Source organism: Neotabrizicola shimadae, assembly GCF_019623905.1.
GTDB classification, from domain to species: Bacteria; Pseudomonadota; Alphaproteobacteria; order Rhodobacterales; family Rhodobacteraceae; genus Neotabrizicola; species Neotabrizicola shimadae.
Genome location: NZ_CP069370.1, coordinates 4,045,182 through 4,060,199, shown reverse-complemented (window position 1 = coordinate 4,060,199; position 15,018 = coordinate 4,045,182). Strand labels below are relative to the sequence as shown.

The 15,018-nt window shown below is 67.4% G+C and carries 17 protein-coding genes; 7 read left to right on the top strand and 10 right to left on the bottom strand.

Features of this window, described 5'->3' with window-relative positions; genetic code table 11:
• Positions 1 to 81: 81 nt before the first annotated feature.
• The gene (locus JO391_RS19685) at positions 82 to 1,647 is read right to left on the bottom strand and encodes a PAS-domain containing protein (protein ID WP_220662092.1); all 1,566 of its coding nucleotides are present in this window, start codon (positions 1,645 to 1,647) and stop codon (positions 82 to 84) included.
• Between the two features lie 74 nt (positions 1,648 to 1,721).
• Positions 1,722 to 3,101, bottom strand: a complete 1,380-nt coding sequence (regB, locus tag JO391_RS19680; protein WP_220662091.1) for a sensor histidine kinase RegB — start codon at positions 3,099 to 3,101, stop codon at positions 1,722 to 1,724.
• A gap of 88 nt (positions 3,102 to 3,189) precedes the next feature.
• Here regB and JO391_RS19675 point away from each other — a divergent pair, with 88 nt between their 5' ends.
• The 3 genes from JO391_RS19675 (at position 3,190) to JO391_RS19665 (ending at position 4,839) form a co-directional block, all read left to right on the top strand.
• Positions 3,190 to 3,822 (top strand): SCO family protein, encoded by a 633-nt coding sequence (locus JO391_RS19675; protein WP_220662090.1) that lies wholly within the window; start codon positions 3,190 to 3,192, stop codon positions 3,820 to 3,822.
• Between the two features lie 54 nt (positions 3,823 to 3,876).
• Entirely contained in the window at positions 3,877 to 4,431 is a 555-nt protein-coding gene (locus JO391_RS19670; RefSeq protein WP_220662089.1) for an ActR/PrrA/RegA family redox response regulator transcription factor, read from the top strand.
• Positions 4,432 to 4,521: 90 nt separating this feature from the next.
• Positions 4,522 to 4,839 carry an H-NS histone family protein gene (locus tag JO391_RS19665; RefSeq protein WP_220662088.1) on the top strand — a complete coding sequence of 106 codons (318 nt, stop codon included), beginning with the start codon at positions 4,522 to 4,524 and terminating at the stop codon, positions 4,837 to 4,839.
• A gap of 11 nt (positions 4,840 to 4,850) precedes the next feature.
• Here JO391_RS19665 and JO391_RS19660 read toward each other — a convergent pair whose 3' ends face one another.
• The 3 genes from JO391_RS19660 to JO391_RS19650 form a co-directional block, all read right to left on the bottom strand.
• The gene (locus tag JO391_RS19660) at positions 4,851 to 5,726 is read right to left on the bottom strand and encodes a LysR family transcriptional regulator (RefSeq protein ID WP_220662087.1); all 876 of its coding nucleotides are present in this window, start codon (positions 5,724 to 5,726) and stop codon (positions 4,851 to 4,853) included.
• Between the two features lie 338 nt (positions 5,727 to 6,064).
• A complete protein-coding gene (locus tag JO391_RS19655) occupies positions 6,065 to 6,739 on the bottom strand; it encodes a YoaK family protein (protein ID WP_220662086.1) in 675 nt (224 codons plus the stop codon).
• A gap of 212 nt (positions 6,740 to 6,951) precedes the next feature.
• Positions 6,952 to 7,542: an HD domain-containing protein gene (locus JO391_RS19650; protein ID WP_220662085.1), complete on the bottom strand. Its 591-nt coding sequence runs from the start codon at positions 7,540 to 7,542 to the stop codon at positions 6,952 to 6,954.
• A gap of 84 nt (positions 7,543 to 7,626) precedes the next feature.
• Here JO391_RS19650 and ahcY point away from each other — a divergent pair, with 84 nt between their 5' ends.
• Together ahcY and JO391_RS19640 are read left to right on the top strand one after the other, a co-directional pair.
• A complete protein-coding gene (gene ahcY, locus JO391_RS19645) occupies positions 7,627 to 9,027 on the top strand; it encodes an adenosylhomocysteinase (RefSeq protein WP_220662084.1) in 1,401 nt (466 codons plus the stop codon).
• Positions 9,028 to 9,154: 127 nt separating this feature from the next.
• Entirely contained in the window at positions 9,155 to 9,496 is a 342-nt protein-coding gene (locus JO391_RS19640; protein ID WP_220662083.1) for a DUF2853 family protein, read from the top strand.
• A 190-nt stretch (positions 9,497 to 9,686) separates the two neighbouring features.
• Here JO391_RS19640 and JO391_RS19635 read toward each other — a convergent pair whose 3' ends face one another.
• The 5 genes from JO391_RS19635 to tsaD form a co-directional block, all read right to left on the bottom strand.
• A complete protein-coding gene (locus tag JO391_RS19635; protein WP_220662082.1) occupies positions 9,687 to 10,082 on the bottom strand; it encodes a DUF1761 domain-containing protein in 396 nt (131 codons plus the stop codon).
• A 93-nt stretch (positions 10,083 to 10,175) separates the two neighbouring features.
• Positions 10,176 to 10,595 (bottom strand): EVE domain-containing protein, encoded by a 420-nt coding sequence (locus tag JO391_RS19630; protein ID WP_220662081.1) that lies wholly within the window; start codon positions 10,593 to 10,595, stop codon positions 10,176 to 10,178.
• Positions 10,595 to 10,867, bottom strand: coding sequence for a YciI family protein (locus tag JO391_RS19625; RefSeq protein ID WP_220664642.1), 273 nt, complete (start codon positions 10,865 to 10,867; stop codon positions 10,595 to 10,597). Before JO391_RS19625 ends, JO391_RS19630 begins: the two co-directional genes overlap by 1 nt.
• A gap of 2 nt (positions 10,868 to 10,869) precedes the next feature.
• Positions 10,870 to 11,826 (bottom strand): NAD(P)H-dependent glycerol-3-phosphate dehydrogenase, encoded by a 957-nt coding sequence (locus JO391_RS19620; protein ID WP_220662080.1) that lies wholly within the window; start codon positions 11,824 to 11,826, stop codon positions 10,870 to 10,872.
• Positions 11,823 to 12,917, bottom strand: coding sequence for a tRNA (adenosine(37)-N6)-threonylcarbamoyltransferase complex transferase subunit TsaD (gene tsaD / locus JO391_RS19615; protein WP_220662079.1), 1,095 nt, complete (start codon positions 12,915 to 12,917; stop codon positions 11,823 to 11,825). The genes JO391_RS19620 and tsaD overlap by 4 nt, the downstream gene beginning before the upstream one ends.
• A 52-nt stretch (positions 12,918 to 12,969) precedes the next feature.
• Between tsaD and JO391_RS19610 the strand changes: the two genes are divergently transcribed.
• Entirely contained in the window at positions 12,970 to 13,701 is a 732-nt protein-coding gene (locus tag JO391_RS19610; protein WP_220662078.1) for a uroporphyrinogen-III synthase, read from the top strand.
• A gap of 66 nt (positions 13,702 to 13,767) precedes the next feature.
• Positions 13,768 to 15,009: a COG4223 family protein gene (locus JO391_RS19605; RefSeq protein ID WP_220662077.1), complete on the top strand. Its 1,242-nt coding sequence runs from the start codon at positions 13,768 to 13,770 to the stop codon at positions 15,007 to 15,009.
• The last annotated feature ends 9 nt before the right edge of the window (positions 15,010 to 15,018 follow it).

Genomic DNA, 15,018 nt, shown 5'->3' with positions numbered 1-15,018 from the left:
CAGCGCAAGGCCGCGTCGCGCCAGACAAGAACCGTAAAGCGCCCGCCCAACAGCAGACACGCCCCACCAAGCGACGGCCGTTCAGGCCCGACGTGCTACAGCCTCTGCCGAAATCGCCCCTGCCGCCTCGCCCGGCACCAGCGTCCGAAAGGCCACCATGGTCGCCCCGCCGGCCAGCGGCGCGGCCCGGCAGGCGATCAGCCGGCCGTCCGACAGGCGGACATCCGTTTCCCAGTCGGTCCGCTCGCCCCTGGCCGCCACGAACTCCTCGATCTGGTGCCAGACGGGCGTGGGCGGCGCCATGCCCTTCCAGTGCTCGGAAAGCGTGGCCACGTCGGCTTCTGCCAGGCGCTGCGAAGGATCATGCCCCCACAGCGCACCATAGGCGTCGTTCGACATGACCAGCTGGCCCGAGGCGGAAAACACGGCGATCCCCTCGCCCAGGGCATCCACCACGGACTGCCCCAGTTCCAGATCGGCCCGATACCGGCGGGTGCGGGTCATTTCGGTCGAGATGTCCTCGATCATCAACGCCACACCGCCATCGCTGTGCGGACGGGCCGAAACCCGATAGGTCTGGCCGCCAGGCAGGCTCCAGGTCTCGTCATGCGTATCCGCGATACCCGTCCGCTCCAGTTCCGCCAGCCGCTTGCGCCAGGCGCGATAGTCGCGCGGCTCGGGAATCATGTTGCGGTCCCGCAGCGCATCCAGCACGGCTGCCAGCCGGGGCCGGGCCGAAAGGTAATCCACCGGCAAGCCGGTCAGATCCAGGAAGGCGGGGTTGAACAGGTTCAGCTGGCGCTGGCCGTCAAAGATCGCCAGTCCCACCGGCAGATGGGCAAAGGTCCGCGACAGCGTCTGCATGAAGTCGCGCAGCCCGGTTTCTGCCCTCTGCACCGCATCGGCCGGCATGGCAAAGCACACCCGACTGCCGGACATGTCGCGGTGGGCCATGTCGAACCAGTGCACGCCACCGTTTGGTCGGTCCAGCCGCTGCCGGCCGTGCCGCGCCGTGCTGTCAGACGGAAAGAGCACGGGCAACGGCCAACCCACCTCTTCCTCCGGTCTCATCTTCTCGGATGCGAGGCGCAAGTAGTCGGGATTGGCCCAGATCACCTCTCCGCCTTCGGCTTCGCGCCAGATCGGCAGCGGCGCGGCCATCAGCATCTCTCGCAGTTCGGCCGCCTCGTCTACCAGCGAACAATAGGTGTCGACTGAAGGCGCAGGCCCGGATTGTGGCGTGGTCAGGCGAATCCGGGTCAGCCCGCCCACAAACTCCAGACGCAGCGCCATGCGGCGCGGCCCCGCCCCGCGCTCGGCGGCCAGCAGGATGGTGCCTTCTGCAGGCAGGCGCAGGAGCGCGCCTTCCAGCCCCGGAAACCGCGGTTCCAGCGCGGCGCGCAGGCGGTCCCAGGCCGAACCGCGCAGCGACGGCCCGGCCAGCAGCGCGCGGCCCTCGGGCGTTGCATCCACCAAGGTCGTGCCATCGAACAGCAGCGTGATCCCCGACGGATCCTGGTCCAGCGCGAGCACGGGCGCCGGCCCTCGGCGCCCGCGCGCCGGGATCATCAGCAGCAAGGTCGCCCCCAGTGCCGCCAGAACGGCACTGGCCAAGATGATCGCGAAGAGACCCGGATCGACAGGCATACCCTGCTCCACTCAAGGGATCAGGACCACAACCTGCAAGCGATTTCCTTAACGTTGCGTTAACCCAGGGGAGATCACGCAGTGATGGGCGCGTTTTCGGCCACGGGCGCCGCATCGGCCTCGATCGCCGCGCGTGGCCAGACCACCTCGACGATGGCGCCACAGCGTTCGGGACGTTCCTCCGGCGCCAGAAACGGGTCCGACCCATTGGCGAAGACCAGCTCCGCCCCCGACCGTTCCAGAAGGGTCTTGGCGATGAACAGCCCCAGCCCCATGCCTTCGTATTCCGGACGCTTTGCCAGGTCCTGTTCTGTCCGCCGACTGCGCACGAAAGGGTCGCCGATGCGGCCGATCACATGGGCGGGATACCCCTCCCCGTCATCGACGATACGCACCGTCACCGTCCGGTCGGTCCAGCTGCCTTCCACCCAGACCCTGCCCCTCGCAAAGTCGACCGCGTTCTGCACAAGGTTGCGCAGGCCGTGAATCACCTCCGGTCGCCGGATCACCGTGGGCTGACGGGCATCGCCGCCCGGTCCCGGCTCCAGTGCGATCTCCACCTCCTTGCCGCGTCCCAGGTGCGGCTCGGCGGCCTCCTTCAGCACGGCCGCCAGCGGGGCCTGGCGCAGGTGGGTGTCGTCCTTGCCCGCCCGCCCCATCGACCGCAGGATGTCGCGGCAGCGGTCGGCCTGCGCGCGGATCAGCAGGGCATCCTCGCGTGCATCGCCCTCCAGATCGTCGACCAGCTCGGTCGCCACCATCTTGATCGTCGCCAGCGGCGTGCCAAGCTCATGCGCCGCCGCCGCCACCACGCCGCCCAGGTCCGTCAGCTTCTGCTCGCGCGACAGCGCCATCTGTGTGGCCAGCAGCGCGTCCGACATGGACCGGATCTCCACGGCGATGCGCCTTGCATAGAAGCTCAGGAACACGATGCCGATCACGATGGCCAGCCAGAAGCCGAACTCGAAGACCGGCGGCACCTCCAGAAGCGCACCATCCTCGCGCACCAGCGGCACGTTCACAAAGGCGAAGAGCGTCACGAACAGGATCGCCAGCACACCCAGAACCATCGTGGTGCGCAGTTCCATCGCCGAGGCCGAAATGACCACCGGCGCCAGGATCAGCAGCGCGAAGGGATTGGTCAGCCCGCCGGTCAGGAACAGCAGAAAGCTCAGCTGCGACAGGTCGAACAGCAGCATCAGCAGCGCTTCCGCCTCGGTCATCCGCTTGTTGCGCGGAAACAGGAAGATCGAGATCAGGTTGGCAATCACCGAAGCGCCGATGGCCAGGTAGCACAGGCCAAGCGGCAGCCGGAACCCGTACAGCGCCGTCGCCACGGCGATCGCGGCCAGCTGGCCCACGATCGCCATCCAGCGCAGATAGATCAGCGTGCGCAGGCGGACCCATTCGCTCCGGGTCTCGCGTTGCATCAGGCCGAGACTTGGCGACAGCATGGGCACTCCGGCGGGGCGTCACAGTTTGGCATTGTTATGACGGGCATCTTCGCCGATCAATGCGCCGCAGATTCGTGGAGGCATTCCGATGACCAAGCTTTATGCCGGGCTCGCGGCGGCGACCGTGCTTGCCCTCATCGCGGGCACCGGCGGCTGGATCCTGCTGAACCGTCCGACCGACGCCTTCTCGGAATGTCGCGGCGGCCAGGTCGCGGGCGGCGATATCGGCGGACCCTTCACCCTGGTAAACGCCCAGGGCCAGACGGTGACCGACAAGGATGTCATCACCCAGCCCTCGCTTGTCTATTTCGGCTATACCTTCTGCCCGGATGTCTGCCCGCTGGACAATGCCCGCAACGCCGAGGCGGTCGATATCCTGGAAGAGCGCGGATACGAGGTGACGCCGGTCTTCATCTCCATCGACCCCGACCGCGACACGCCAGAGGTGGTGGGCGAATTCGCCGCCAACCTGCATCCGCGCATGATCGGCCTGACCGGCAGCCCCGACCAGATCAAGGAGGCGTCGCGCAGCTTCAAGACCTATTTCAAGAAGCAGGAAGACGGCGATCCCGAATTCTACCTGATCGACCACTCCACCTTCACTTACCTCGTGCTTCCCGGCCGCGGCTTCATGGATTTCTTCCGCCGCGATGTCACCCCCGAGGAGATGGCCGACCGGGTGGGCTGCTTCCTTCAGGCCGATGGCACGGCGAAAAATTGACGTGACCTTGGCGACATCCTAGGTTCAGCTTTATCGCGCAAAAGGGGATCGGACATGGCGGAAGACATCTCGGCGGAAATCGGGCCGGACCGGTCGCTTCTCCTGGTCGATGACGATGAACCCTTTGTCAAACGTCTGGCCAAGGCGATGGAAAAGCGCGGTTTCCTGCCCGAGACCGCGGAAAGCGTCACCGCCGGCAAGGCCATAGCCCAGGCGCGGCCCCCGGCCTATGCCGTTGTCGACCTCCGGCTGGAAGACGGCAATGGCCTCGATGTGGTCGAGGTGCTGCGCGAACGGCGCCCCGATTGCCGGATCGTCGTGCTCACCGGATATGGCGCAATTGCCACGGCGGTTGCGGCAGTGAAGATCGGCGCCACCGACTACCTGTCAAAGCCCGCCGACGCCAATGACGTCACCAACGCGCTGCTCGCGCGCGGCGCAAACCACCCCGCGCCGCCGGAAAACCCGATGTCGGCCGACCGGGTCCGGTGGGAACACATCCAGCGCGTGTACGAGATGTGCGACCGCAACGTTTCCGAAACTGCCCGCCGACTTTCGATGCATCGCCGCACCTTGCAGCGGATCCTTGCCAAAAGAAGTCCAAAATAGGCGCAATATACGAACGTACAATTGATATTCCGGACTTATGGGCGTATTCCTGTTTCACCCACACGGACCAACCCCAAGAAGGACAGTCAATTGGACATCGACCTGAACGGCCTTTCCCTGAAAGAGCTGAAGGACCTTAACGCCAAGGTTTCCAAGGCCATCGCGACCTTCGAAGATCGCCGCAAGGAAGCCGCCCTTGCCCGTCTTGAACAAGAAGCGCGCGCCCTGGGATTCAACTCTCTGGCCGAACTTACTGGGGCGCCCATTGCACGCAAGCGCGGCATGTCGGCGGCGAAATTCGTCAATCCCGCCAATGGGGATGACACCTGGACGGGCAAGGGCCGCAAACCCCGCTGGTTCATCGAGGCGCTGGCCGCCGGAAAGACCCCCGAAGACATGATGATCTGACCCGAACGGGCTCAGACCACCGACTTCAGCCATTTCATGAACAAGCGCAGCTCGGGCCGTTTCGGTCCGGGCTTCGTTGCCATGTAATAGGCCATGGACTCGTCCTGCAACGAACCCACCTTGATCAGCGTGCCCTGGGCCAGATCGGTTTCAACAAGGGCGGCTGCCTCTACGTAAAGTCCAAGTCCTTGTCTTGCAGCCGAAAGTGCCAATTCCTCGCTCGGCATGTCGGTCACGTTGATTTCGTCGGGGTGCAGCCCGTGGCCCTTCAGCCATGCCTTTTCCTCGGGCCAGTCACCTTCCACCACCCAGTCCATTGCCGACATCTCCTCGATGGTCAGGCTCCTGCGCCCCTTCAGCAACGAAGGCGCCGCAACGATCACCCAGGGCGCGGCCGCCAGGAACTCGGCCTCCACCCCCGGCCATTGTCCCTTGCCGAAGCGGATGCCCAGATCCATTCCCTCCCGCCGCAAATCCACCACCCGCCGGTCGGGATGCAGCGAGATCGCAATCTCGGGATGCGCCGCCCAGAACTTCCCCAGTCTCGGCATGAGCCATTGTTGCGCAAAGGCCGGCGTCAGGGTGATGCGCAGGGGCGCGCCGGGCGCCACGGCCCGCAGTTCGCCCAGGGCAAGCTCGATGGACTTGAACCCCTCACCCACCGCCTGCGCCAGCCGCGCGCCCTCGGGCGTCAGCCCCAACCCGCGCCCGTCGCGGAACATCAGTTCCAGCCCAAGGTCCTGTTCCAGTGCGCGGACCTGCTGCGCCACCGCGGCGTGGGTCACGTTCAGTGCGCGCGCCGCACCGGAAAAGCTGCCATGGCTCGCCGCAGCCTCAAAGGCCCGCAGGGCGGCCAAGGAAGGAAAGCTGCGCCAGTCGATTGCCATATGTTAGCCGAACTTACAGTCTTGAAACTTTGCTGACTGGGTTTTCCTGTGTTTTCTGACTATATGTCGATCATCAAGACTTCCAAAGGAGAAAGATCATGTTGCAAATTCTTGCTGAAGCCCTGCTGCTCGCAACCCGTCAGTCGGGCGCCATCCATCGCCAGCCCACCCAGCACAACGCCAAGGCGCGCCGTGCTTGAGGCTGGGGCCTGCGCACTGCGCTGGCGGTGTTCCGTCGCTTGAAGACACGCCGCCAGCGCCACTCCCCTCGACTTGAAGACCTTGTGAAGACCCTGCGGCAGATGCCCGCCCGCGCCGCGCGCGAAAGCATCCAGGGATCAGCGCCCGACGCGGATCGCCAGCAGCAGAAGCGCCGCCACCAGCACGGAAGCCGCGCACAGCGCCCCGACCAGCCCCAGGCGCAACAGGATCAGCATCCCCGCCACCGCCCCGGTCACAAAGGCCAGCCAGGCCCCGCCATAGGCCAGCGCCGTCGCCGCGCGTCCCGTGCCCCGGAGGACATGCGCCACCGCCTGCCCCAGCCCGAACAACGCCCCGGTGATGAAGCTGCGCCCGATATCGGCACCGGCAATCGTGCGGTGCACCAGGTTCAGCACGCCCATGGCAAAGGCCACCACCGCCAGGCCCAGGGTCGGCCAGCCCAGCCAGGCCAGTGCCAGCGCCGCCAGCACAAGCCCAAGCTCCACCACAAGGACAAGACGCAGCCGACGACCGGGCAAAGCGGCCTCGTACAGGAGCGTGCCGCCCAGCGCCCCCGCCACAAAGGCCGCCACGATGGCCAAGGCGGCAAGCACCGCCGCGCCGTCTCCCTTGGCAATGGACATGCCCAGATGCGTGCTGTTGCCGCTCATGAACGAAACGAACAGCCCGCCCAACTGGATATAGCCCACCGCATCCATCATGCCGGCCACAAGGCTCGCCAGCAGCGTCAGCCCGACCTGCCCTGCCAGAGGCGGCTCGGCTGCACCCGGATCGGACAGAGATGTTGGCACGGCGTCTCCCTGACCTGATCCGCTGGGTCCTCTGCCCCCCACGCGGGTGGCAGGCCGGGGGAAGGCTAGCGCGGCAAGGTTTCCCCCGCAATTCCCGCCCGGCCAGCCCCGGCGACAGAGGTCCGCTGGAGGCCATTTCCTAACGCCAAGTTAAGGCGAAACCGCAAGCCATTGATTTCATTGGTTAGCCCAAAGCGTCCGAGCTCGGACGCTCAGCAGGCCTCCAGCAGCGCCCGGTGCCGGGCCACATAATCGGCCCGCACCTCGGCCGGTGGCCTCAGCCGGATCACCAGCCCCGCCCGCTCGGTCTCGGCCGGCCGCCCGAAGAACCGATCCGCCTCGGCCTCCGAGAACCCCGCGATCTGCACCGCCTCGGCCCAGGCCGACAGCCGGTCCGCCGCCTTGATCGCCTTCTTCACCGGCGCAGGCAGGGTGGCCGGCAGCCCGAACCGCAGGTGCACCGCCGCCGCCAGCCGGGCATCCAGTTCGCCATAACCCGCCCCCACCGCCGCCTTCACCGGGCTGATCATGTCCCCGATCACATATTCCGGGGCATCATGCAGCAGGGCCGCCAGCCGCCATTTCACCGGCAGGCCCGGGTTCTGACGGCTGAAGATCTCCTCCACCAAGAGCGAATGCTCGGCCACGGAATAGGGCCAGTCCCCCCGCGTCTGCCCGTTCCAGCGCGCCACGAAGGCAAGGCCATGGGCGATGTCCTCGACCTCGATGTCCATAGGCGTCGGGTCCAGAAGATCCAGCCGCCGCCCCGACAGCATCCGCTGCCACGCCCTCGGTTGCTTCATCCCCGCCCTTCCCCGCCTTCAGTTGTCCGCGCCGGTCTTTGATGCTATCTGCCCCGCCACCAAGGGATCAAGGAGACCGCCGGGATGGCGCAGGATTACATCGTCAAGGACATCGCCCTTGCCGGCTACGGCCGCAAGGAACTGACCATCGCCGAAACCGAAATGCCGGGCCTCATGGCCTGCCGCGAGGAATTCGGGGCCAGCCAGCCGCTGAAGGGCGCTCGGATCGCCGGCTCGCTCCACATGACGATCCAGACCGGTGTCCTGATCGAAACACTGAAGGCTCTGGGCGCCGATGTCCGCTGGGCCTCGTGCAACATCTTCTCGACCCAGGACCATGCCGCCGCCGCCATCGCCGAAAGCGGCACCCCGGTCTTCGCCGTGAAGGGCGAAAGCCTGGAGCAGTACTGGGATTTTACCGACCGGATCTTCCAGTTCGGCGGGGAAGGCGGCCTTGCCAACATGATCCTCGACGATGGCGGCGACGCCACGCTCTACATCCTGCTCGGCGCACGCGTCGAAGCCGGTGAGACCGACCTGATCGCCGTTCCGACCTCGGAAGAGGAAGTCTGCTTGTTCAACCAGATTAAGAAGCGCCTCGCCGCCTCGCCCGGCTGGTTCACCAAGCAGCGCGCCGCGATCAAGGGCGTGTCGGAAGAGACCACCACCGGCGTGCATCGCCTGTACGAGTTGCACAAGAAGGGCCTGCTGCCCTTCCCGGCGATCAACGTGAACGACAGCGTCACCAAGTCGAAGTTCGACAACAAGTACGGCTGCAAGGAATCGCTGGTCGACGGCATCCGCCGCGCCACCGACACGATGATGGCCGGCAAGGTCGCCGTCGTCTGCGGCTACGGCGACGTGGGCAAGGGTTCGGCCGCTTCGCTGCGCGGCGCCGGGGCCCGTGTGAAAGTGACCGAAGTCGACCCGATCTGCGCGCTTCAGGCCGCGATGGATGGCTATGAAGTGACGATCCTGGAAGACGAGGTCGCCTCGGCCGACATCTTCATCACCACCACCGGCAACAAGGACGTGATCCGCATCGAGCATCTGCGCGAGATGAAGGACATGGCGATCGTCGGCAACATCGGCCACTTCGACAACGAAATCCAGGTCGCCGCCCTGCGCAACCACAAGTGGACCAACATCAAGGACCAGGTGGACATGATCGAGATGCCTTCGGGCAACCGGATCATCCTTCTGTCCGAAGGGCGCCTGTTGAACCTGGGGAATGCCACCGGGCACCCGTCCTTCGTGATGTCGGCCTCGTTCACCAACCAGGTGCTGGCGCAGATCGAGCTTTGGACCAAGGGCAAGGACTATGCCCCTGGCGTCTATATCCTGCCCAAGGCGCTGGACGAAAAGGTCGCGCGCCTGCACCTGAAGAAGATCGGCGTGAAGCTGACCGAGCTGAAGCCGGAGCAGGCGGCCTATATCGGCGTGAAGGTCGAAGGTCCGTTCAAGTCGGACCACTACCGCTATTGATCGGCGGATTCCGGCGCGGAGCTCCAACCCGCGCCGGAATTGGCTCATCTGCGCTTTGTGCCCGGCAGAATCTCGCCTAGTGTCCCCGCGTCAACGGGGAGGCCGAAGGGCCTGAGAGAGGGACGGTATGAGCAAGCGGGACGAACTGATCGCGAAATACGCAGACGACCTGAAGGCCAAGTGCAAGATCACGCCGGACATGGACCTTCTGACGAAGGTGACCATCGGTTGCGGTCCGGCCATCTACAACCCGGACAGCTCTGTCGTCGCAGGCGCCGACGAAAGCGAGCTGGAGACGGTCAAGAACAACTTCCTCATCAAGAAGCTGGGGCTTGCCGACGGGCCGAAGCTGATGGAAGCGATCAATGCCGTGATCGACACCTATGGCCGGTCGGAACGCAACAAGTACCGCGCGGTCGTCTACTACATGCTGGTCAAGCATTTCGGGAAGGAAGCGGTCTACAAGTGACCGCGGATTCCGGCAGGATTGTCTGAAAATCCAAGATACTCGGCGGTTGCGGGACACGCGGCCGCCGCGTTAGTTTCAGGCATCGGACCAGGACGGACCGACCCGAATTCAGATCACGCGCCGGGCTCAGGGGTGCGCGTGGGGTGGAGGGAGGGTCCCGTCGGGGTCGGGATCCTCCCTTTCCTTCCGTTCAGAACAGCGTCAGCACCAGGCCCATGATGCCGGCGCCGACCACGCTGTTCACCCCGTCAATCACGGTCAGCGCGGGCTTTCGCATGGCGAAGGCGTAGTTCATCGCCACCCAGGGCGTGATAAGGAAGGCGCCAATCCCCAGCCCGGCCACAAGGCCCGCCCCCGGCGTGACGATGCCGGACCGGGCCAGCATGTGGCGCATCATGCCCGCGACGATGACCATGGCGACGAAGCCCACTACAAAGGGCATCGGGCTGCCGTTGCCCTGCGGGCGTCCGTTGGCATCCACCGAAACGCCAGCCGCCGCGATCCACGGCTTCGACATCGACATGTACCAGACCGCGCCAAAGGCAAAGGCGGCGATCGCGGCGGCGATGATCCGGACAAATTCCATGTGCTTCCTCCCTATTCGTGAGCGGAGTATGCCAGAATCAGGCCAGAGCGCCGCGCGCAAAAACGAGGCTCCAGCCGTCGCCGGGGCGCGGCATCAGGGGTCGACGCCACCCAGGCCGCAGATGATGCGCCATTCATCCTCGGTCACCGGCTGGACCGAGAGGCGGGAGTTGTTGATCAGCACCATACCCTCCAGCCCCGGCTGCACCTTGCAGGTGTCCAGGCTGACGGGCCGGGCAAAGGGCCGCAAGGCCCGGACCATGACGCAATCCCACCAGGGATCCTCGGTGGTGCTGTCAGGCGCGCTTTCGCGGATCACCTCGACGATGCCGACGATCTCTTTCCCGACGTTGGAATGGTAGAAGAACCCGGTATCGCCGACCTTCATCGCCCGCATGTTGTTGCGGGCCTGATAGTTGCGCACGCCGTGCCATTCCTCGCCCGCATCGCCCCGCGCGGCCTGGTGGCTCCAGCCCCAGGTATCGGGTTCGGACTTGAACAGCCAGCGCGCCATCAGCCGACCACCTTCTTCCACTCGCTGACCATCACGCTTTCGAAAAGCCCGGCCTTGGCATAGGGGTCGTTCGCCGCCCAGTCCTGTGCCTGGCTCAGCGTCTCCACGTTCAGCACCAGAAGCGAGCCGGTCATCTGCCCGGCCTCGTTCAGGAAGGGCCCGGCCATTTCCACCACGCCGGTCTCGGCCAGATAGGCCAGATGGGCCGGGCGGTTTTCCTGGCGGATGTGCAGGTGGTCGGGCTTGTCGCGGCAGATCAGGGCAACGCGCATGGTCATTCCTGTTTCAGGGGACGGGACAGCAGGCTGTGCATGGCCTGCGGGACGGTGATGTCGCCCGCAATCAGCGCGGCGACGACGGCGGTTATCGGCATCTCCACCCCCATGCCTGCGGACAGGCGGGTGACGGCGCGGGCGGTGGCGGCACCTTCCACGGTGACTTTCGCATCGAACCCCTCGCCCCGGCCAAGTGAAAGGCCAAAGCGGAAGTTGCGGGACTGGTCCGAAGAACAGGTGAGGACAAGATCGCCAAAGCCGGACAGGCCCGCCAGAGTTTCGGCCCGCGCGCCAAGCGCGATGGCCAGGCGCACCATCTCGGCATAGCCGCGGGTCATCAGCGCGGCGCGGGCGCTTTCGCCCAGTCCCGCGCCGATGACCACGCCGGCGGCGATGGCGATCACATTCTTCAACGCGCCGCCCAGTTCGGCCCCGGTCACATCCGCTGTGCGATACAGGCGCAGGGTTGCGGTGGACATTTCGCGCTGCAGTTCCACCCCCGCCGCCTCGTCCGTGCAGGCAAGCGTCAGTGCCGTGGGAAGGCCGCGCGCGATGTCGGCGGCAAAGCTCGGCCCGGTGATGATGGCCGGTATCGCCGCAGGACAGGCGCGTTCGATCAGCGCGGTGGGGCCGCGCAGCGTGGTCAGGTCCACCCCCTTGCAGCAGGCGACGAGCCGGCCCGACCAGCCCGGACCCTCGGCGTCCAGGAAAGCGCCAAGCGCCTGGGTGGGCAGGCACAGCAGGATCGTCGGCTGCCGGGCGGCAGCAGCAAGATCGGCGGTCACCGACAGGTTGTCCGGCAGGGTAACGCCCGGCAGGCGGTCGTTCCGGCGGATGTCGCGCATCGCGGCCACCTGCGCCTTGTCCCGCGCCCAGAGGGTGACGCCGCGGCCCTCGCGCGCCAGAACCACAGCGAGGGCCGTGCCGAAGGCGCCTGCTCCCACAACGGCGATCATGCCTTGGCCCCCTTCTTGCCGGTGCCCAGCATGGGCGCGGCCCCGGCATCCAGCGGCCAGCGCGGCCTGGCGGTCAGGTCGGTGCCAGGGGCCGTGCCGGCCCGCAGCCGCTCGATCCCGGCCCAGGCGATCATCGCGGCATTGTCGGTGCACAGCCGCAGGGGCGGGGCGGTGAAGGCGAGCCCGGCCCCATCCGCCACCTGTTCCAGCCGGGCGCGGATCGCGCGGTTGGCGGCGACGCCACCGGCTACGGACAGGGCCGGTTGGGCCGGGGCAAGCGTCAGATACAGCGCCACCGCGCGGCGGGTCTTTTCGGCCAGCACGTCGGCCACCGCGGCCTGGAACCCGGCGCAGAGGTCGGCACGGTCCTGACGGGTGATCCCGCCCTTTTCGGCGATGATCGCGTCGCGGGCGCGCAGAACGGCGGTCTTGAGGCCCGAGAAGGAGAGGTCGCACCCCGGCCGGTCCAGAAGCGGGCGGGGAAAGGCAAAGCGCCTGGGATCGCCCTGCGCCGCCTCGGCCTCGACCGGCGGGCCGCCAGGCTGCGGCAGGGCCAGAAGTTTGGCCACCTTGTCGAAGGCCTCGCCGGGCGCATCGTCGATGGTGCCGCCCAGGCGCTGAAATGTTTCGGGGCCGTGGGCGACCAGGAACTGGCAATGCCCGCCCGACACCAGAAGCATCAGGTAGGGAAAGGAAAGACCATCGGTCAGGCGCGGGGTCAGGGCATGGCCGGCCAAGTGGTTCACCCCGATCAGCGGCAGGCCGGTCGCCGCAGCCAGTCCCCGCGCCAGCATGACCCCCGACAGGACGCCGCCAATCAGGCCGGGGCCAGAAGTCACGGCGATGCCGTCCAGCCGGTCCAGCGCCACGCCAGCCTGTTCCAGCGCCTGCTCCACCACACCATCCAGACGCTCGGCATGGGCACGGGCCGCGATCTCGGGCACCACGCCGCCGAAGGCCGCATGCAGCGCCGCCTGCCCCTCAACCACCGAGGAGAGGATCGCGCCGCGACCGTCCTCCAGCCGCACCACGGCGGCTGCCGTGTCATCGCAGCTGGATTCGATGCCAAGAAGGGTAAGGGGCTTGTCCAAACGCCGGCCCGGACTGTTGTTCCTGATCACCTTCGCAGGTAACACCGGGGGCATGGCCAGACAATCCCGCCACGCCCTGCCGCTGCCCGTGCTGGTCACCCGGCCTGAACCTCAGGCCAGCCGGTTTGCCGCCGATTTTCGGGCACGGCTTGGCGACAGCGTCCGCGTGGTGCTGTCGCCGCTGATGGCGCCGGTCTTCCTGTCACCGCCCTTGCCCATGGCCAAGGCGCTGGTACTGACCTCGGAAAGCGCGGTGCAGGCCCTGCCGGGGTTGAGCGGCCCCCTGCCCCGCCGCGCCTTTTGCGTGGGCGGTCGCACGGCGGAAGCCGCCCATGCGGCGGGGCTGGAGGCGATGTCCGCCGAGGGCGATGCCGCGGCGCTGGCGGCGCTGATCCTGTCCGCTTCGCCCGAAGGCCCGCTTCTGTGGCTGCGCGGCGAGGATACGGCAGGCGATCTGGCAGGGACGCTGGCCCGTGCCGGCGTGCGGCTGGAACAGGCGGTGGTCTATCGGCAGGACCCGCAACCGCTGTCGCCCACGGCGCAGGCGCTGCTGCGGGGGCCAGACCCGGTGATCGTGCCGCTGTTCTCGCCCCGCACGGCCGGCCTGTTCGCCGAGGCTGCCATCGGGGGGACCGCTCCCCTGCACCTGTGCTCGATGAGCGCGGCGGTGGATCGGGCCGCGTCGGACCTTGCGGTCCGCAGCCGGACCATTGCGGCGCGGCCCACCGGCGAGGCCCTGCTGGCAGATGTCGAGAAGACGATCCGCGCCCTCCTGTCAGCTTGAAGCCATGTGCCCTGCGCGGGTAGGGTCGGACAAGGGGGCAACCGGCCCCGGAAAGGACTCGCGTCGATGTCAGACAAGGACAGCCCGCAAACGGAGGCCCAGGACGATGTGCTGAAGGCCGTCGAAGACAGCGATCCGGCCCGGACCGACGACACGCCCGAGGCCGAGGTGAAGCCCGTGGTGACGCCCGAGCCGGTTCCGCCCGCCGCCGATGTTCCACCCGTGCCGCCCTCGCCGGCGCGGCCTGCCACGCCGCCCGCGCCGCCGCCGCGACGGTCGGGCGCCTTGATGGGGGGGGTGATCGGGGCGGTGCTGGCCCTTGGCGCCGGCTATGCCGCGCTGCGCTATGGCCCGCCGGATTTGTTGCCGATGCCCGCTGCCGCCGGTCTGACCGAGTCGCTTGCCACGACCGAACAGGAAATTTCGGCGCTCAAGGCGCAGATCGCCGAACTGCCTGCCCCCGTCACGGTGGACCCGCTTCTGATCGAGCGTGTGTCGGCGCTGGAGGCCGCGGTGGCTTCGGCACAGACGCCGGCTGCCCCCGATCTTTCCGGCATCGAGTCCCGGCTTGCCGCGCTGGAAGCCAGGGTGACGGCACTTTCCGATCAGCCGCCGGCCTCTGCCGCTGCCGGGACCGGCGCCTTGCCGGCCGATGCGGCGCAGGCCATTGCTGCCCTGCAGGCCGAAGTGGCCGCGCTGAAATCCAATGGAGGGGCCGCGTCCGAGGCGATGTCGGCCCAGGCCGCAGAAGTGAAGGCGCAGCTGGAGGCCGCGCAGGCCGAGGCGCAGAAGCTGGCCGAGGCCAGCGCCGCGGCCGCCAAGGCCGCTTTGGCCGGCGCTGCCCTGTCGCGGCTGCAAGCCGCGCTGGACAGTGGGGTGCCCTATGAAGGCGCCCTGGGCGATCTGGGACTGGACCCGGTGCCGGAGGCGCTGGCCGCCCATGCCGCCACGGGTGTGCCCACGCTGCAATTGCTGACCGACAGCTTCCCCGATGCAGCCCGCGCCGCGCTTGAGGCGTCGCTCAAGGCGCAGATGGGCGCCGGCTGGACCGACCGGGCGCTGACTTTCCTGCGGACCGAGACGGGCATCCGCTCGCTGGACCCGCGCGAAGGCAACGATCCTGACGCCGTCCTGTCGCGCGCCGAGGCAGCGGTGCAGGATGACCGTCTGGTCGAGGCGCTGGCCGAACTGGCCGCCCTGCCGCCGGAAGGTCAGGCGGCGATGCAGCCCTGGGCCGATCAGGCCAAGGCGCGGATCGGGGCCCTGGCCGCCACCACGGAAATCGCCGCCGCGCTCGGTCGGGAATAGGGGGCGATC